The following is a 17,068-nucleotide window of genomic DNA, read 5'->3' on the forward strand; positions in this document are numbered from 1 at the left end:
GAACTTTCAGGCAAAATGCCCGGCCGCCATAAAGAGACGGCGCGTTATCGTATGAAGCTGGCCTGTGCTCTTGAGTACAACTCGGCGATACAGCACGCTCGGCGTTTCTGTATAGCGTTATTTTGTCAACAACAGCGGTGCAATATGCAAGTTTTGATTATGCGTCACGGAGAGGCGGCACTAGAGGCCGCTAGCGATTCGGTAAGGCCTCTTACTGTTTGTGGCCGTGATGAGTCGCGTCAGATGGCGGCCTGGTTGAATACCAAGTCAGTGGATATTGAACGAGTGCTGGTCAGCCCCTATCTGCGGGCCGAACAGACGCTGGATACGGTGCGCGAAGCGTTAACGCTGCCGGAAGGCGAAGAAGTATTGCCTGAACTGACACCGGGCGGTGATGCCGGGCTGGTGAGCTGCTATCTGCAGGCGCTGGCAAAAGAGGGGGTCGGGGCGGTGCTGGTGGTTTCTCATCTGCCGTTGGTCGGCTACCTGGTGGCTGAACTGTGCCCGGGCGAGTGCCCGCCAATGTTTGCGACCTCTGCCATCGCCAATGTCAGCCTGGCTGAAGATGGCAGCAGCGGCAAGTTTGAATGGCAGGTCGGCCCATCGCAGGTGATGGCCAAGGTTTAAAGCAGGTCAGACTGAACAAAAGGGCGATGTCGATCATCGCCCTTTGTCATTTCTACTCCGGCAGGTCTACCAGCAATAATATCGCCGCGTTGCCACCCCATTCTTTAGGGGCCTGGTGAAATGCCAGCACGTCCGGATGCTGCGCCAGCCAAAGAGGGGTTTGCTGCTTGAGGATATGTTTGCCGTGGCCGTGCATCACGCAGGCGCAATGAACGTGTTCGCGCTTGCAGGCAGCGATCATCGCCCCCAATTCTTGCTTGGCTTGCAACTGGGTCAAACCGTGAAGATCGAGAAACAGATCCGGAACGTAATCCCCACGGCGCAACTTTTTCAGTTCATAATGGCTATAGCCGGGGCGCACATAGCGCGTCGGCCCTTCATCATCCAACTGTGGCTGAAATTCGTCGGAAAAATAAAAACTGGCGTCGACCTGTTCTTGGAGCAAGCGCTGCGGCGCTATCTGCCTGGCTTTCATTTTAGGTTTTGGGTGGACGATTGTGTCCTGCCGCAACTTCTTTGCTCCGGCCACCGTCTCCCTGAAGAGCTGTAATTCATCTTTGCTCAGCGGGTGCTTATTCTTCATTATTCTCTCACCGGATATTATTTTTACCCTATGAATTTCACGTTGCAGACAATAGCCTGGCAGCTTGAAAAACCACGGGTGTACACTGCAGGAAAATGCCCTAGGGTTGTAGGACCGCGCCTAGTTTACCTGCTCAAAAGGTTCTGTCGAAGTAAAACTGAGTCCGAATGGTCTCTGCACCGGTCGTCTTTCAGGTTGCAGCGTTGTTGCCTGCACTATCCCAACCCAGTCACTGACTGAAGTCAGCTCCAGGGGATGAGATCGCTGGGCTGTCTGGCTGCAACGTGAAATTCATAGGGTCTACACCACTATTGCTGCTGATTTGTCACCGGCTTCATGGCAAACTATGCCGCTAAATCATGAATCATCGCGCCTGCCGGAGGGCAAATTGGACAAAATTTTCGTCGAAGAAGCAGTGAATGAGCTGCACACCATTCAGGATATGCTGCGCTGGACAGTAAGCCGTTTTAACGCGGCCAATATCTACTATGGTCACGGAACCGATAATCCGTGGGACGAAGCGGTACAATTGGTTTTGCCCAGCCTGTTCCTGCCATTGGATATTCCGGAAGACATGCACACCGCACGCCTGACCTCCAGCGAGCGTCACCGCATTGTGGAGCGGGTCATCCGCCGCGTTAACGAGCGTATTCCGGTTGCCTACCTGACCAATAAAGCCTGGTTCTGCGGTATGGAGTTCTATGTTGATGAACGCGTGCTGGTGCCACGTTCGCCAATTGCAGAGCTGATCAACGATCGTTTCAGGGCGCTGATCCCGCACCCTCCGCGCCATATCCTGGATATGTGTACCGGCAGTGGCTGTATTGCCATCGCCTGTGGCTACGCCTTCCCAGAGGCGGAAGTAGACGCGGTGGATATTTCAACCGACGTGCTGGCAGTGACAGAGCGCAATATTCAGGCGCACGGTGTTGAACATCAGGTGATCCCGATCCGTTCCGATCTGTTCCGCGAAGTCCCGGCGATCCAATACGATCTGATCGTCACCAACCCGCCTTATGTGGATGCGGAAGACATGTCCGACCTGCCGCAAGAGTTCCGCTTTGAACCGGAGCTGGGCCTGGCCGCCGGTAGCGACGGCCTGAAACTGGTTCGCCGCATTCTGGCCTGTGCGCCTGACTACCTGAGTGATGAAGGCGTGCTGATTTGTGAAGTGGGCAACAGCATGGTACATCTGATGGAGCAGTATCCGGATATTCCATTCACCTGGCTGGAGTTCGAAAACGGCGGTGACGGCGTATTTATGCTGACGAAACAGCAACTGATTGACTGTAAACAACACTTTAGTATTTACCGCAGCTAACCACCCACCCAGGCCCGCAATGTCGGGCCTTGCATAGCCCCGTTTGCTCGCCGAACGGGATGACAACCAACGGTAAGGAGCCGTGATGGCAGGGAACAGTATTGGGCAGTTTTTCCGCGTCACCACATTTGGTGAATCTCACGGTGTGGCGTTGGGGTGTATTGTCGACGGTGTGCCACCGGGTATTCCGTTGACGGAAGCCGATTTGCAGCACGATTTAGATCGCCGCCGCCCAGGCACCTCACGCTATACCACGCAGCGCCGCGAGCCGGATCAGGTGCGCATCCTCTCCGGTGTATTTGAAGGCGTGACCACCGGGACCAGCATCGGTCTGATGATTGAAAATACCGATCAGCGCTCGCAAGATTACAGCGCGATCAAAGACGTGTTTCGCCCGGGCCATGCAGATTATACCTACGAGCAGAAATACGGTGTGCGCGATTACCGTGGCGGTGGCCGTTCCTCTGCGCGTGAAACCGCAATGCGCGTGGCTGCAGGCGCTATCGCCAAAAAATACCTGGCACAAAAATTCGGCGTTATCGTGCGTGGCTATCTGGCGCAGATGGGTGACGTAAGCTGCGAGCTCAAAGATTGGGAGCAGGTTGAGCAAAACCCGTTCTTCTGCCCGGACCCAGGCAAGCTGGAAGCATTAGATGAGCTGATGCGTGCGCTGAAGAAAGAAGGCGATTCCATCGGTGCCAAAGTGACCGTGGTGGCTGAAAACGTCCCGGTAGGCCTTGGCGAACCGGTGTTTGATCGCCTGGATGCTGATTTGGCGCATGCGCTGATGAGCATTAATGCGGTGAAGGGCGTGGAGATCGGCGATGGTTTTGCCGTAGTCACCAAGCGTGGTAGTGAAAACCGTGACGAGATCACGCCGGAAGGTTTCCAGAGCAATCATGCTGGCGGCATTCTGGGCGGGATCAGCAGCGGCCAGCCGGTGATCGCGCATCTGGCGCTGAAACCCACCTCCAGCATCATGGTGCCGGGCCGTACAATCAACCGTCAGGGCGAAGCGGTAGAGATGATCACCCGTGGCCGCCACGATCCCTGCGTGGGGATCCGTGCGGTGCCGATCGCCGAGGCAATGATGGCGATTGTGCTGATGGATCATCTGCTGCGTCAGCGCGCGCAAAACGGTGATGTGATTTCTGACGTTCCACGCTGGTAAGGGTATTTACGATGAAAAAATGGATGTTAGGCATCGTTGCCCTGATCGCTTCGGGCTCAGCCACGGCGTTAACCCCCTGGCAGAAAATCGATCATCCGGTCAGCGGCACGCCCAGCGCTATCGGTGGTTTTGCCAATGGCTGTGTTATCGGAGCGCAACCGCTGCCTTTGAATTCACCAGACTACCAGGTGATGCGCACCGACCAGCGGCGCTATTTTGGCCACCCGGATCTGCTGGCGTTTATCAAACGTCTGAGCAGCCAGGCCAACCAGAAAGCGCTGGGTACGGTGTTGATCGGTGATATGGCCATGCCAGCCGGCGGGCGTTTCAGCAGCGGCCACGCCAGCCACCAATCTGGGCTGGATGTGGATATCTGGCTTCAGCTGCCGCGCCAACGCTGGACGGCACAACAGTTGCTCAAGCCACAACCGATCGATCTGGTTTCTGGCGACGGCAAGCAAGTGGTGGATCGCCAGTGGCAGCCGCAGATTGAATCGCTGATCAAGATCGCCGCGCAGGATAGCGAAGTGACGCGCATCTTCGTCAACCCGGCGATCAAACAGCGTTTGTGCCAGGATGCGGGGGCCGATCGTGGCTGGTTGCATAAGGTTCGTCCCTGGTTCGGGCACCGGGCGCATATGCATGTCCGCCTGCGTTGCCCAGCGGGTAGCCTGGAATGCCTGGATCAGGACTCACCGCCAGCAGGCGACGGCTGTGGTGCCGAGTTGGCCAGTTGGTTCAAGCCTCATCAGCCTAATGCCAATCCGGTCAAGAAGGCGCCACCACCGCTCCCGCCAACCTGCCAGGCACTGTTGGACGATCATTTCGCCAACCGCTAATCGCCAAATGCTAACGCCTCTGATGAGGCGTTTATTTTTTGTGTCACAAAGCGTAGTCTGTGCGGCAAATAAAAAATTGATATGTCCGTCGTTTTCATGCCCCGGCGTGGTTGCTGGTGGGAAATACGAAATTCACCGGAGATAGCTCCTCTCTTGCAGGCACGCGAATATGGATGGTCTGGTATTGGGTCCCGAGTTACTTGGGATATTGTTTTTTGTGGCCATGTTGGCTGGGTTTATTGATTCGATTGCGGGTGGGGGCGGGCTTTTGACCGTACCGGCGCTGCTGGCTGTCGGTGTTCCTCCTACCCAGGCGCTGGCCACCAACAAGTTACAGTCGGTTGGAGGATCGTTTTCTGCCAGCCTCTATTTTATCCGCCGCCGGGCCGTTGATCTGAATACCCAGAAACTGACCATTTTCCTGACGCTGATAGGGTCGGTGATCGGCGCCATTCTGGTTCAGCATATACGTGCCGATCTGCTGCGCCAGATGCTGCCACTGCTGATTATTGGCATCGGTGTTTATTTCCTGCTGACGCCCAAGCTGGGGGAAAATGACCGCCAGCGCCGGTTAAGCGCGCTGCCGTTTGGCCTGGTGGCCGGGGGCTGCGTAGGCTTCTACGACGGTTTCTTTGGCCCAGGTGCCGGTTCATTTTACGCACTGGCATTTGTGACTTTATGCGGTTTCAACCTCGCCAAAGCGACGGCACACGCCAAGGTGTTGAATTTCACCTCCAATCTGGGCAGCCTGGTGCTGTTTACGCTTGGCGGAAAAGTGATCTGGAGCCTTGGCCTGGTGATGTTGGTGGGGCAGGTCATTGGTGCCCGCGTTGGTGCGCACATGGTGCTGACCAAGGGCCAGAAGCTGATCCGGCCAATGATCGTCGTGGTGTCGTTGATCATGAGCGGCAAACTGTTGTACGACAATCACGGGGTGGAAATCCACCAATGGCTGTCGCTGCATTTTTAATGAGCTTAGGGGCGGCAAGCCGGAAGATATCGGGTATAATTGCCGCCTTAATTTTGTGGTTATTTGAGTTTCTTTTCTATGCCAGCTATGACAGACACGCATCAATATCCGCAACTGATTGAAATTTTTAATCAGTGCTTCAGCGATGATTTTAATACCCGCCTGGTAAAAGGCGAGGATGAGCCAATCTACCTGCCCGCTGATGAACAATTTTCCTATCATCGCATCATCTTTGCGCACGGCTATTACGCCAGTGGGATGCATGAGATTTCTCACTGGTGCATTGCTGGCGCTGAGCGCCGCAAGCGGGTGGACTTTGGTTACTGGTATTGCCCGGACGGCCGCGATGCTCAAACGCAGAGTGAGTTTGAAGTGGTTGAGATCAATCCACAGGCTCTGGAGTGGATGTTCTGCGTGGCGGCCGGTTTCCCATTCAACGTAAGCTGCGACAATCTCAGTGGCGATTGCGAGCCGGATCGTATTGGTTTCCAGCGTAAAGTTCGCGCCAGAGTACTGGAATTGTTGGAGAAGGGAATACCCACACGACCTGCGCGCTTTATTCAGGCGTTACGATCGTTTTACAATACGCCCCCACTGGCGGCTGAGCACTTCCCCTACCCGGAAGATCTCAACTGACGCCACAGTCTGTTTATAACGAGGAAATTTGATGATCGCAGAATTCGAGGCGCACATTCTGGCGCTGATTGATAACATGGTAGAGCACGCCAGCGATGATGAGCTGTTTGCCAGTGGCTACCTGTGCGGTCATCTGACTTTAGCGGTGGCTGAAGCGCAGGAAAACGGTGAACACAGCGCCGAGCAGCTTAAAGCGCGGGTGGAGAACAGCCTGAATAAAGCCATCCACGCCGGTGAGTTATCTCCGCCAGACCAGGTATTGGTGCTGGGCATGTGGGAAAATCTGTTCCAGGCTGCGTTAACTGCCGAGTAATTGCCTGTCTCTGTTCTGGCAAGGGCGAATGGTTTCGCCCTTGCAACCAAGCGTTAAACCTCTCGTCCTTTCAGCAATTTCCTGACCCACATGCGGTTCGGGTTCAGCGCAGCCAGCATTTGTGCATCCCCCGGCAGGGGTTCGCCAAACAGTTGAGCGGCCAGAATTTCTGCGGCCAACGGTGCCGAGCATAGGCCGCGCGAACCCAATGCACCGATCATAAACAACTCCGGCCATACCGGCGCATCGGCAATCGGTTCACCCCGCTGCCGCCGCTGCTGCAAATCGCTGTATTGCACCAGGGTGGCTTGATAATCCGCTACTGCCCCAACCATTGGCATATGATCGCGTGTAGCGCTACGCACACCACAGCGAGCCTGCTGACCACTGATATCCACCTGCAACGGCCAACTCTGTTCTGGCAGGCAGCGTAGCAGGCGCGCACGGTTTTCCTGTTGTTCTTCTTCGCGATATTCCGTGCCGGATTCCCCGCGCTGATAGCTGGCACCGATGCAGTGCTGCTGATTATGGGGATTTACTGGCGTCAGATAACCGTCGTAACACAGCACCTGTTTCAGTTCACTTAACACCGGGGTGGTGGGAATATGCGAAACCTGCCCACGCACTGCATACACCGGTAGCGCCGCGCCGGGTGCCAAATCCGCGAGCTGATGTCCGTTGGCCAGGATCACCGTCGCATGCTGCCGGGTTTCCCCGGTGGCAAATTGCAGCTTCCAGCTTCCAGCCTGATGCGCCAGATCGGCAAGCCTATGGTGATAGTGACACACCAACCCCTGGCCCTCGGCAAGCGTAATCGCGGCTCGCGTCAGATCTGCGGGGCATAGCCAGCCCCCGAGTGGGTAATTAACGCCACCAAAACCGCTATCTACGCCACATAAGGCGCTTAACGAGGCGCGATCGAATGCCTGCACCAGGGGTAATGGCCAGTCAACGGCCAGGATTTTGGCAATTTTGCCTGCGCTTTTCTCGTCATAGGCCAACTGGCTAACGCCGCACCATTGATGATCAAATTCAGCCCCTTGCTGCAACAGCGCGTCGTATTGGCGGCGGGCAAACGGGAAGGCGGCGCTGAAAAAATTTTCCAGCGCATCGCCACGGCCATTCAGCAACGGGTACAGCGCACCTTGGCGGTTGCCCGAGGCGCCTTCTGCGGGCTGGGCATCCGCGCAATACAGCGTCACCTTGGCACCGCGTCGCAATAAGGCCAGAGCGGTGAGGGCGCTGGCTACACCACCGCCGATAATGGCGATGTCATCGGTGTTTTTTGCCGCCGGGCGCAGGAACCAAGGGGCCGCATGCTCGGGCTGCGGGGCGTTGGCGGGCAACTGGCCGGTGAGCATTTCGCGTTTCTGACCAAAGCCTTTGCATCTGGTGACCTCAAAGCCAGCCTGCTGCAACCCACGGCGCACAAAGCCTGCGGCAGTGAAAGTGGCAAAGCTCCCTTGCGGGCGGGCAAAGCGAGCCATGGCGGCAAACAACTCCTCACTCCACATATCAGGGTTTTTCGACGGTGCGAAACCATCAAGGAACCAGGCGTCGATCTGGCCATCCATGCTGGCGTCAAAATGCGGCAGCAAGGCATTGACATCACCGAACCACAGATCGAGTGTAATGCGCCCTTCGTCAAGCAGCAGCCGGTGGCAGCCTGGCAGCGGGAGTGGCCACTGGGCACGTAATTGCTCGGCAAATGGGGCCAGTTCCGGCCATTGTGCATGAGCCGCCGCCATATCGGCCTGCTGCAAAGGAAATTTTTCGAAGCTGATAAAGTGCAGGCGTTGCAGGTTAGCCACCGGAGCCTCATGGCGAAAGCGGGCAAAAGCCTGCCACAGGGTAAGAAAATTCAACCCGGTCCCGAAGCCGGTTTCTGCCACAATAAACAGTGGGCGAGGATGTTCAGCAAAACGTTGCGGTAATCGGTTACCGCCAAGAAATACGTAGCGGGTTTCTTCCAGCCCATCCTGGTTGGAAAAATAGACGTCATCAAACTGTTTCGAAACAGGTGTACCCTGTTCATTCCAGCTTAACGCTGCGGTTTGGATGGGGGTATGGCTCAAGGTGAAATGCTCGTAACTCAAGGGGTGAGGCGATTTTAACGGGGGTGCCCCCGTGGTGCAAACAAGATGAAGATTATGTGGAATTATTCTGATCGGACTTGTTCGGCGTACATCTGTACGCTAAAGTGCGTTGCAAAATCCCGAATGTAAAATTGTGGAAGAGGTACTTGAATGAAACGTGCAGTGATTACTGGCCTGGGAATCGTCTCCAGCATTGGTAACAACCAACAGGAGGTCCTGGCAAGCCTGCAGGAAGGCCGCTCTGGGATCACCTTCTCTCAGGAGCTGAAAGATTCCGGCATGCGTAGTCACGTATGGGGCGATGTTAAACTGGACACCACGGGTCTGATTGACCGCAAAGTGATGCGCTTTATGAGCGATGCCTCGGTTTATGCCTATCTCTCCATGGAACAGGCGATTCAAGATTCCGGCCTGCAAGCCGAGCAGGTTTCCAACGATCGTACCGGCCTGGTAGTCGGTTCCGGTGGCGGCTCCCCGCGCAATCAGGTTGCGGGTTCTGACGGTATGCGTGCCAAAGGCCTGCGTGGCGTTGGCCCTTATATGGTGACCAAGGCGATGGCCTCCGGCGTTTCAGCCTGCCTGGCGACCCCATTCAAAATTCGTGGTGTGAACTATTCTATCAGCTCTGCCTGCGCAACCTCTGCACACTGCATCGGTCACGCGGTTGAACTGATCCAACTGGGCAAGCAGGACGTGGTGTTTGCTGGCGGCGGCGAAGAGCTGTGCTGGGAAATGGCCTGTGAGTTCGATGCCATGGGGGCGCTGTCTACCAGCTACAATGACACCCCGGAAAAAGCTTCCCGTACCTATGACGCAGCGCGTGACGGTTTCGTTATCGCTGGCGGCGGCGGTATGGTTGTGGTTGAAGAACTGGAGCATGCTCTGGCTCGTGGCGCACATATCTATGCGGAAATCATCGGCTACGGCGCCACTTCTGACGGTGCCGACATGGTTGCGCCATCCGGTGAAGGCGCAGTGCGCTGTATGAAGATGGCAATGCAGGGCGTCGATACCCCGATCGACTACATGAACGTGCACGGCACGTCCACGCCAGTGGGCGATGTGAAAGAGCTGGGTGCCATTCGTGAAGTGTTCGGCGATAACACCCCGGCAATCTCTTCCACCAAAGCCATGACCGGCCACTCACTGGGTGCTGCGGGCGTGCAGGAAGCGATCTACAGCCTGTTGATGGTTGAGCACGGCTTTATTGCGCCAAGTATCAACATCGATAACCTCGATGAGAAGGCGGTGGGCATGAATATCGTGACCGAGCCAACCAAGCGTGAGCTGACCACCGTAATGTCCAACAGCTTCGGCTTTGGCGGCACCAACGCCACGCTGGTGATGCGCAAGCTGCAAAAGTAAGCTTCGCAGACACATGGCTAATAATCGGGTACGGCTTGCCGTGCCCGATTTTTTTGCAGGCTCAATCCCACCACATTTCCCCTCATCCTAACGTTATGAACCGCTCGGCCTGAGCACCAATCTCTGTTTTTTTAGTGAGAGTAGTTGACTGAAATCAAAGTATTTTCTGTTGGCAGGACTGTTCTTGATTTGCTTTGTCAGCGGATGTAAATCTGGTTCCTGCGGTGATTTTCTGCCGATATACTCGGCACAGTTAATTTCACCGGGATCGTTGCATGTCGGCTTTGGCGTCCATCTCTTTATCCATGCATCAGCTGCGCTTCGCCAAGAAGCGGGCCGGGGCGTGGCTATTGGCCGTCTGCTGGCTACTGCTAAACAGCCAACTGGCTATCGCCAGCCACGGTTGTAATCTGCAACTGACTGCGGCAGCGCCAACTGCGCAGCATATGATGCATAGGCAGGCAAGCGATACGCCAGCCCACTCAATGCAGGCCGAAGGGCCGCTGTGTGAAAAGCACTGTGTTCCCGACACGGCACAGCAGGATCATGGCAACCTGGTGTTGGCGGCGGTATTGCCTGCCAACAGTGAGCTGCTGGTGGCGGCTCCTCAGCCCCAGGCCCAGATTTCCCGCCTTGATTGGCAAACCCCTCCGATAGCAGGCCCTCCGGCAGAGATCGTCTTTTGCCGCTTCCGTGAATAGCCAAACCAACCGCTTTGCCGTCGAGAACGGCGACTCGTGTTGTTTATACCCGTCGTCTTTCAAGCTGCAGCGCTGTTACCTGCACTCGTTTATCCCGTCACTGACTGAAGTAAGTGCCAGGGGATGAACGAGCTGGTCGCCTGGCTGCAACTGGAAACTCATAGGGTATATGGTCTAATTTCTGTCCTGCGAATTTCAAGTTGCTGCTACCAACGCTGTAGCTTGAAAGGCGACGGGCTCATGGAGCTATCGTTATGCGTAATCTGATCACTGCCATTTTCATTTCTCTGTTTTTCTCTTCTTTCGTCTCCGCCGAGGAGATGCAACACCATCAACATGCCATGCCAAGCGCCACCGTCTATCACACCAAAGGCGTGGTAAAAGCCTGGGGTGAGCAGAAAGTCTCGCTGTCACACCCGGCTATTGCCGCGCTGAGCTGGCCTCCAATGACCATGAATTTCCTTCAGCCCCAACCGCCGTTGCCTGCACTGGCCGCTGGCACCAAGGTGGATTTCAGTTTCCGTCAGGTTGACGGTGGCTATCAACTGACCGCCATCAGCGCCAGCCAAGACTAACGGGGGCTTTATGTCCAGATTACTTTCTCACCCATTACGGGTGAGTTGGCTGCTGCTCGCCTGTTGGGCGGCTAACACGCAGGCGGCGGGCTTGACGCTGGAGCAATCGCTGGCAGCGGCGGAGCGCTATTCCGCCGAGCTTTCGGCCAATCAGCACCAGGTGAATGCCTTGCAAAGCATGGCGGATTCGGCGATGGAATTGCCCGATCCCAAGTTGAAGTTCGGCATCGAAAACGTTCCAGTGCAGGGCAGCAACGCCCGGCGTTTGACCCGCGAGGGAATGACAATGGAGCGGGTGGGCATCATGCAGGATTACGTCAGCAGCACCAAACGCCAGCGCAAGGCCGACACTCTGCGTGCCGAGGCAAGTAAAACCGAAGCGGGGAGTGCGACCATCCGCGCCCGCCTGCAGCAGCAAACGGCGCAGGCCTGGCTGGAACTGGCCTTAAGCCAACAGACGTTAAAAGATGCGCAGGCCTTGCTCAGTGAGAGTGAGCGTCAGATCGCGGCTCAACATGCCGGGGTTGCCAGCGGCAGTTCTCCTGCGGCTAACGTCATCGATGCACGTCTGACGCTGCTGAGCATGCAGGATCGGCTCAGTGAAGCGCAGCGTGATGTCGCCATCGCTCAGGCCCGCTTGACGCAGTTAACCGGGCAGCAGGTTAAAGGGATCCGCGGCTCGCTACCGCGCTTTGAACGCCTGCCTGCGGAAACGGGCATCTTGCAACAAGCCATCAGGCAGCACCCGGAAGTGGTGCAGGCCAGCCGTGAGGCCGATGTGGCCAAAGCCCGTTCGGCACAATCGGAAATCGCCGCCATCCCTGACGTGGGCGTTGAGGTGTATTACGGCAAACGAGCCGATGGTTACGAAGATATGGCAGGGGTGATGTTTACTGTCGATCTGCCGCTGTTCCGGGCGCAACGCCAGGATAAAAACTATGCCGCCGATGTTTCCCGCTCGATGGAGGCCAATGATCAACTGACGCTGCTGATCCGCGATCACCAGGCCCAGTTGGACACGTTGCTGGCACAGTATCAGGCCGCGCAGGCGCAGTGGGAGCGCCAGCAGCAACAGGCGATCCCGCTGCAACAGCAACGGGTAACGCTGCAACTGGCGCAATACCGCAGTGGCAAAAGCGATCTTTCCTCCGTACTGGAGGCTCGCCGGGCTTTGCTCGATAGCCGCCTGAGTGCCGGTAAAGCCGCGCGCGACCTGGCGCAGTTATGGGCCGCCATCCGTTATCTCTCCCCGCAGGAGACTGCATTATGAACATGCGTTTCAGCCTGACGCTGTTAGCTGCGCTATTAGGTGGCGCTATGGGCGGTTATTGGTTTGCCGTGAAACAACAACCTGCCGTCGCACAGACGGCGGACACCAGTGAACGGCAGGTGCTGTATTGGTACGATCCGATGGTGCCCGGCCAGCGGTTTGATAAACCGGGCAAGTCGCCTTTTATGGATATGGAACTGGTGCCGCGTTACGCGGATGAGCAGCAGGAGGATGGTGGCGTCACCATCAGCGCCCGCCAGCAGCAAAACCTTGGGGTACGCACGGCAGCCGCGCAACTGCGTGAACTGAATCTGCAACTGGATGCCTATGGCAGCGTGGCAACCGATGAACGAAGCGTGCAGGTGATTGCCGCACGGGCTAATGGGTTGGTGGAGACGCTGTTTGTCCGTGCCAGCCAGCAGCAGGTGAAAAAGGGAGAAGCGCTGGCGCAGCTGTGGATCCCGGACTGGAGTGCGGCACAGCAGGAATATCTGGCGATCCGCAAACTCGGTGACGGGGCATTAACCTCCGCCGCCCGTCAGCGATTGGCCCTGCAATTTATGCCGGAAGCCATCATCCGCCAGGTTGAGCGCAGTGGTAAACCCCAAACCCGCATTACTGTTACCGCCCCAGAGAACGGCTTTGTTAATAAGCTGGATGTGCGCGAAGGGATGCAGGTCACCGCTACGCAGGGCCTGTTTGAACTGGCAAGTCTCGATCCGGTGTGGATGGTGATTGATTACCCGCAGGCCCAGGCCGGTCTGTTGCAGGCAGGTGACGCGGTAGCGGCCAGTTCGGCCAGTTGGCCTGGGGAACGTTTTACCGGCGAGGTGAGTGAGCTGCTGCCGAATGTTGATCCGCTAACCCGCACTTTCAAAGCGCGCATCGTGCTGAAAAATCCACAGCAGCGCCTGAAACCGGGTATGTACCTGCAGGTGCAGCTGGCCCAGGCTGGCAGGGCCAGGCCGGTGCTGGCCATCCCGCAGGAGGCGTTGATCGACAGTGGCGATCGCAACCGGGTGCTGGTGGCAGAAGGTAACGGTCACTTTAGCCCGGTCGAGGTGGTGGCTGGCCTTTCGCAGAACGGCTGGGTAGAGATCAGACAGGGGCTGCAAGCCGGGCAGCAGGTGGTGACGTCCGGCCAGTTCCTGATTGATTCCGAAGCCAGTATGCGCAGTGCCTTGCCACAGCTGGCAGCAGAAGCGGGGGTAAAACAGTATCTCACTCAGGGCGTGGTAGAGGCGCTGGACGACAAAAGCGTGACGCTGACGCACGAACCGGTTCCTGAGTTGCAGTGGCCAGCGATGACCATGGATTTCACCTTGCCACCGGGCGGATTACCGGCAGGGATAAGCGTTGGCAGCAAGGTCACTTTCCACTTTAGCGTGGATGAAAATGGCTCACACATCAGCCAGATCATGCCGCAGGCCGCAGAACATGGAGGCCACCCATGATCGCCTCCGTGATCCGCTGGTCGATACGTAACCGCCTGCTGGTGTTACTGGCTTCGATCATGCTGGCGGGGTGGGGCATCTGGGCGTTGCAGAAGGCGCCGCTGGATGCGTTGCCCGATCTCTCCGATGTGCAGGTGATCGTGCGTGCCACTTACCCAGGCAAAGCACCGCAGGTGATCGAAGATCAGGTCACCTATCCACTGACCACCACCATGCTGACGGTGCCAGGGGCCAGCACGGTGCGTGGCTTCTCAATGTTTGGCGATGCCTATGTCTACATTCTGTTTGAAGATGGCACCGATCCATACTGGGCCCGCTCAAGGGTGTTGGAATCGCTCAGCCAGGTGCAATCCTCGTTGCCGCCGCAGGTGAAGGTGGCGCTGGGGCCGGATGCGACCGGTGTTGGCTGGGTTTACGAGTATGCGCTGGTAGATCGCTCTGGTAAGCACAGCCTGGCAGATCTGCGTGCCTTGCAGGATTGGACGCTCAAGTTTGAGTTGAAAACCGTCCCCAACGTAGCGGAAGTGGCTAGCGTTGGTGGCATGGTGCGTCAATATCAGGTGGTGCTGAACCCGCAGAGTATGCGGGCGCTGAATATCACCCATCAGCAGGTGGTGAGTGCCATTCAGGATGCCAACCAGGAAGGCGGCGGTTCGTTATTGGAGATGGGGGAAGCGGAGTATATGGTGCGCACCTCCGGCTATCTGAAGAAGCTGGCCGACTTCAATAACGTGGTGATCACCGCCCGGGAAGGCGTACCGATCCTGCTTTCACAGGTAGCGGAAATCCGCGAAGGGCCAGAAATCCGCCGTGGCATGGCAGAGCTGAACGGTGAAGGCGAAGTTGCCGGTGGCATTGTGGTGATGCGCTATGGCAAGAACGCGCTGGAAACCATCAATGCGTTGAAGATTAAACTGCAACAGCTCCAGCAAACTCTGCCGCCGGGAGTGGAGATTGTCCCGGTTTATGATCGCTCGCAACTGATTGAGCACGCCATTGATACCCTGTCATTCAAGCTGCTGGAAGAGTTTCTGGTGGTGGCGGTGGTGTGTGCATTGTTCCTGTCCCACTTCCGCTCGGCGCTGGTGGCGATAGTCACCTTGCCGCTGGGGATCCTGGGGGCCTTTGTGGTGATGCATTACCAGGGCGTGAATGCCAACATTATGTCGTTGGGGGGCATCGCTATCGCTATTGGCGCGATGGTGGATGCGGCGATCGTGATGATCGAAAACATGCACAAGGTGCTGGAGCAGTGGCGCCAGCGCCACCCCGGCCAACAGCCCACCTCTACAGATTACTGGCGCATTTCAGAGCAGGCGGCGGTTGAAGTTGGCCCGGCACTGTTTTGCAGCCTGCTGATCATTACGCTGTCGTTTATCCCGGTATTTTCCCTACAGGCGCAGGAAGGGCGGATGTTTGCGCCACTGGCATTTACCAAAACCTATGCCATGGCGGTCTCCGCCGGATTGGGGATCACGCTGGTGCCGGTGCTGATGGGGTATTTCATCCGTGGCCGCATTCCGGATGAACATGCCAACCCGCTCAACCGCTGGTTGATCCGTATGTATCAGCCGCTGCTGGCGGCGGTGCTGGCGCGCCCTAAAACCACTCTGGGGATTTCGGCCCTGCTGCTGGTGCTGACCCTGTTCCCACTCAGCCGTCTGGGCAGCGAGTTTATGCCGCCATTGGACGAGGGGGATCTGCTGTATATGCCTTCGACCTTGCCGGGGATTTCTGCCCGTGAGGCGGCCCGTTTGCTGCAACTGACTGACCGGTTGATCAAAACCGTGCCGGAGGTAGACACGGTATTCGGTAAAGCCGGGCGTGCGGAGACGGCGACCGATCCCGCGCCGCTGACCATGCTGGAAACCACCATCCGCTTCAAACCGCGTGAACAGTGGCGGCCAGGGATGACGATGGACAAGCTGGTGGCTGAGTTGGACAGCGTAGTTAACGTGCCAGGGATTGCCAATGTCTGGGTACCGCCGATCCGCAACCGGCTGGATATGCTGGCCACCGGCATCAAAAGCCCGGTCGGTATCAAGGTCAACGGCAGCAATATTGCCGATATCGAGCGTGCGGCCAGCCAGATCGAACAGGTGGTTAAACAGGTACCCGGTGTGACATCTGCCCTGGCGGAGCGCCTTGCCGGTGGGCGCTACGTGGATATTGATATCGATCGCCAGCGGGCGGCGCGTTATGGCGTTTCGGTGAAAGAACTGCAATCCATGGTCGCCACGTTGGTGGGAGGAGAGAACATTGGTGAGACGATTGAAGGGCGCGCACGTTACCCGATCAACGTTCGCTATCCACGCGAGATCCGTGATTCGGTGCAGAAGTTGCGTGAGTTGCCGGTACTGACCGCCGCAGGGGGCCAGGTGCCACTGGCAGAACTGGCGGATATCCGTATCACCGAAGGGCCACCGATGCTAAAAAGTGAGAATGCCCGGCTTTCTGATTGGATCTACGTCGATCTGCGCGGGCGCGATTTGAAATCGGCAGTGGAGGAGATGCAGCAAATGGTTGCTCAGCAGGTGAAACTGCCTGCCGGGGTGTCCGTCAGTTGGTCGGGGCAGTTTGAATATCTGGAACGCGCCAGCGCCCAGTTGAAGATCGTATTGCCGGTGACGTTGGGGATCATCTTCGTATTGCTGTTTGTCACTTTCAGCAGCGTGCGTGATGCGCTCCTGATTATGGCGACGCTGCCGTTTGCGTTGATCGGCGGGGTGTGGCTGCTGTATCTGCTCAATTACAACCTGTCGGTGGCGGGTGCCGTGGGGTTCATTGCTCTTGCCGGGGTGGCGGCCGAGTTTGGCGTCATTATGGTGCTGTATCTTAACCAGGCGCTGGCGAAACACCGGCAACCCGGCCAGCCGTTGAGCCATCAACAATTAATGGCGGCAATTAGCGAAGGTGCAGTGCTTCGTGTGCGGCCAAAGGTGATGACTGTGGCGACCATTATGGGGGTTACTGCCGATTATGTGGGGCGGGGGCGCGGGATCTGAAGTAATGCAGCGTATTGCCGCGCCTATGATTGGTGGTATGGTCAGTGCGCCATTGCTTTCGATGCTGGTGATCCCTGCGGTATATTCACTGCTGCATCGCAAGGATGAAAAGGAAGGCTAATCATTTTTTAACGGCTTCCCC

General features: G+C 57.0%; 14 protein-coding genes and 1 pseudogene. 13 read left to right on the forward strand and 2 right to left on the reverse strand.

Features of this window, described 5'->3' with window-relative positions; genetic code table 11:
* Window positions 1-144: 144 nt before the first annotated feature.
* The gene (sixA, locus tag ACQ86O_RS13425) at window positions 145-627 is read left to right on the forward strand and encodes a phosphohistidine phosphatase SixA (protein WP_431225598.1); all 483 of its coding nucleotides are present in this window, start codon (window positions 145-147) and stop codon (window positions 625-627) included.
* A gap of 52 nt (window positions 628-679) precedes the next feature.
* Here the strand turns inward: sixA and smrB are convergent, their stop codons facing one another.
* Window positions 680-1,210 carry an endonuclease SmrB gene (gene smrB / locus ACQ86O_RS13430; protein ID WP_431225599.1) on the reverse strand — a complete coding sequence of 177 codons (531 nt, stop codon included), beginning with the start codon at window positions 1,208-1,210 and terminating at the stop codon, window positions 680-682.
* Between the two features lie 388 nt (window positions 1,211-1,598).
* Here smrB and prmB point away from each other — a divergent pair, with 388 nt between their 5' ends.
* The 6 genes from prmB to ACQ86O_RS13460 all read left to right on the forward strand — a co-directional run bounded on the left by prmB (window position 1,599) and on the right by ACQ86O_RS13460 (window position 6,460).
* The gene (gene prmB, locus ACQ86O_RS13435; RefSeq protein ID WP_431225600.1) at window positions 1,599-2,531 is read left to right on the forward strand and encodes a 50S ribosomal protein L3 N(5)-glutamine methyltransferase; all 933 of its coding nucleotides are present in this window, start codon (window positions 1,599-1,601) and stop codon (window positions 2,529-2,531) included.
* Window positions 2,532-2,616: 85 nt separating this feature from the next.
* Window positions 2,617-3,702, forward strand: coding sequence for a chorismate synthase (aroC, locus tag ACQ86O_RS13440; protein ID WP_431225601.1), 1,086 nt, complete (start codon window positions 2,617-2,619; stop codon window positions 3,700-3,702).
* 11 nt (window positions 3,703-3,713) lie between these two features.
* Window positions 3,714-4,541 (forward strand): penicillin-insensitive murein endopeptidase, encoded by an 828-nt coding sequence (mepA, locus tag ACQ86O_RS13445; RefSeq protein WP_431225602.1) that lies wholly within the window; start codon window positions 3,714-3,716, stop codon window positions 4,539-4,541.
* A gap of 169 nt (window positions 4,542-4,710) precedes the next feature.
* Window positions 4,711-5,511, forward strand: a complete 801-nt coding sequence (locus ACQ86O_RS13450) for a sulfite exporter TauE/SafE family protein (RefSeq protein ID WP_431225603.1) — start codon at window positions 4,711-4,713, stop codon at window positions 5,509-5,511.
* An 87-nt stretch (window positions 5,512-5,598) separates the two neighbouring features.
* Complete coding sequence (locus tag ACQ86O_RS13455; protein WP_431225727.1) at window positions 5,599-6,147, forward strand: elongation factor P hydroxylase; 549 nt, start codon at window positions 5,599-5,601, stop codon at window positions 6,145-6,147.
* A 31-nt stretch (window positions 6,148-6,178) separates the two neighbouring features.
* Complete coding sequence (locus ACQ86O_RS13460) at window positions 6,179-6,460, forward strand: YfcL family protein (RefSeq protein WP_431225604.1); 282 nt, start codon at window positions 6,179-6,181, stop codon at window positions 6,458-6,460.
* A 53-nt stretch (window positions 6,461-6,513) separates the two neighbouring features.
* On the opposite strand, the gene mnmC is transcribed toward ACQ86O_RS13460, so the two are convergent.
* Entirely contained in the window at window positions 6,514-8,535 is a 2,022-nt protein-coding gene (mnmC, locus tag ACQ86O_RS13465) for a bifunctional tRNA (5-methylaminomethyl-2-thiouridine)(34)-methyltransferase MnmD/FAD-dependent 5-carboxymethylaminomethyl-2-thiouridine(34) oxidoreductase MnmC (RefSeq protein ID WP_431225605.1), read from the reverse strand.
* A gap of 171 nt (window positions 8,536-8,706) precedes the next feature.
* Between mnmC and fabB the strand changes: the two genes are divergently transcribed.
* The 6 genes and pseudogenes from fabB (at window position 8,707) to ACQ86O_RS13495 (ending at window position 17,047) form a co-directional block, all read left to right on the forward strand.
* Window positions 8,707-9,921 carry a beta-ketoacyl-ACP synthase I gene (fabB, locus tag ACQ86O_RS13470; RefSeq protein WP_431225606.1) on the forward strand — a complete coding sequence of 405 codons (1,215 nt, stop codon included), beginning with the start codon at window positions 8,707-8,709 and terminating at the stop codon, window positions 9,919-9,921.
* 275 nt (window positions 9,922-10,196) lie between these two features.
* Window positions 10,197-10,622 carry a hypothetical protein gene (locus ACQ86O_RS13475; protein ID WP_431225607.1) on the forward strand — a complete coding sequence of 142 codons (426 nt, stop codon included), beginning with the start codon at window positions 10,197-10,199 and terminating at the stop codon, window positions 10,620-10,622.
* 254 nt (window positions 10,623-10,876) lie between these two features.
* Window positions 10,877-11,197, forward strand: a complete 321-nt coding sequence (locus ACQ86O_RS13480) for a copper-binding protein (protein WP_431225608.1) — start codon at window positions 10,877-10,879, stop codon at window positions 11,195-11,197.
* Between the two features lie 10 nt (window positions 11,198-11,207).
* Window positions 11,208-12,467, forward strand: coding sequence for a TolC family protein (locus tag ACQ86O_RS13485; protein ID WP_431225609.1), 1,260 nt, complete (start codon window positions 11,208-11,210; stop codon window positions 12,465-12,467).
* Entirely contained in the window at window positions 12,464-13,921 is a 1,458-nt protein-coding gene (locus ACQ86O_RS13490) for an efflux RND transporter periplasmic adaptor subunit (protein ID WP_431225610.1), read from the forward strand. The genes ACQ86O_RS13485 and ACQ86O_RS13490 overlap by 4 nt, the downstream gene beginning before the upstream one ends.
* A pseudogene (locus tag ACQ86O_RS13495) lies at window positions 13,918-17,047 on the forward strand (efflux RND transporter permease subunit). Before ACQ86O_RS13490 ends, ACQ86O_RS13495 begins: the two are co-directional and overlap by 4 nt.
* Window positions 17,048-17,068: the final 21 nt, after the last annotated feature.

The sequence above is a fragment of the Serratia sp. L9 genome (genome assembly GCF_050632285.1).
Lineage (GTDB): Bacteria > Pseudomonadota > Gammaproteobacteria > Enterobacterales > Enterobacteriaceae > Chania.

What these genes read in the sequence shown, in the direction of transcription:
- sixA (WP_431225598.1), top strand. Translation starts at nt 145, where the DNA reads ATGCAAGTTTTGATTATGCGTCACGGAGAGGCGGCACTAGAGGCCGCT.
- smrB (WP_431225599.1), bottom strand. Translation starts at nt 1,210, where the DNA reads ATGAAGAATAAGCACCCGCTGAGCAAAGATGAATTACAGCTCTTCAGG.
- aroC (WP_431225601.1), top strand. Translation starts at nt 2,617, where the DNA reads ATGGCAGGGAACAGTATTGGGCAGTTTTTCCGCGTCACCACATTTGGT.
- mepA (WP_431225602.1), top strand. Translation starts at nt 3,714, where the DNA reads ATGAAAAAATGGATGTTAGGCATCGTTGCCCTGATCGCTTCGGGCTCA.
- ACQ86O_RS13450 (WP_431225603.1), top strand. Translation starts at nt 4,711, where the DNA reads ATGGATGGTCTGGTATTGGGTCCCGAGTTACTTGGGATATTGTTTTTT.
- ACQ86O_RS13455 (WP_431225727.1), top strand. Translation starts at nt 5,599, where the DNA reads ATGACAGACACGCATCAATATCCGCAACTGATTGAAATTTTTAATCAG.
- ACQ86O_RS13460 (WP_431225604.1), top strand. Translation starts at nt 6,179, where the DNA reads ATGATCGCAGAATTCGAGGCGCACATTCTGGCGCTGATTGATAACATG.
- fabB (WP_431225606.1), top strand. Translation starts at nt 8,707, where the DNA reads ATGAAACGTGCAGTGATTACTGGCCTGGGAATCGTCTCCAGCATTGGT.
- ACQ86O_RS13475 (WP_431225607.1), top strand. Translation starts at nt 10,197, where the DNA reads ATGTCGGCTTTGGCGTCCATCTCTTTATCCATGCATCAGCTGCGCTTC.
- ACQ86O_RS13480 (WP_431225608.1), top strand. Translation starts at nt 10,877, where the DNA reads ATGCGTAATCTGATCACTGCCATTTTCATTTCTCTGTTTTTCTCTTCT.
- ACQ86O_RS13485 (WP_431225609.1), top strand. Translation starts at nt 11,208, where the DNA reads ATGTCCAGATTACTTTCTCACCCATTACGGGTGAGTTGGCTGCTGCTC.
- ACQ86O_RS13490 (WP_431225610.1), top strand. Translation starts at nt 12,464, where the DNA reads ATGAACATGCGTTTCAGCCTGACGCTGTTAGCTGCGCTATTAGGTGGC.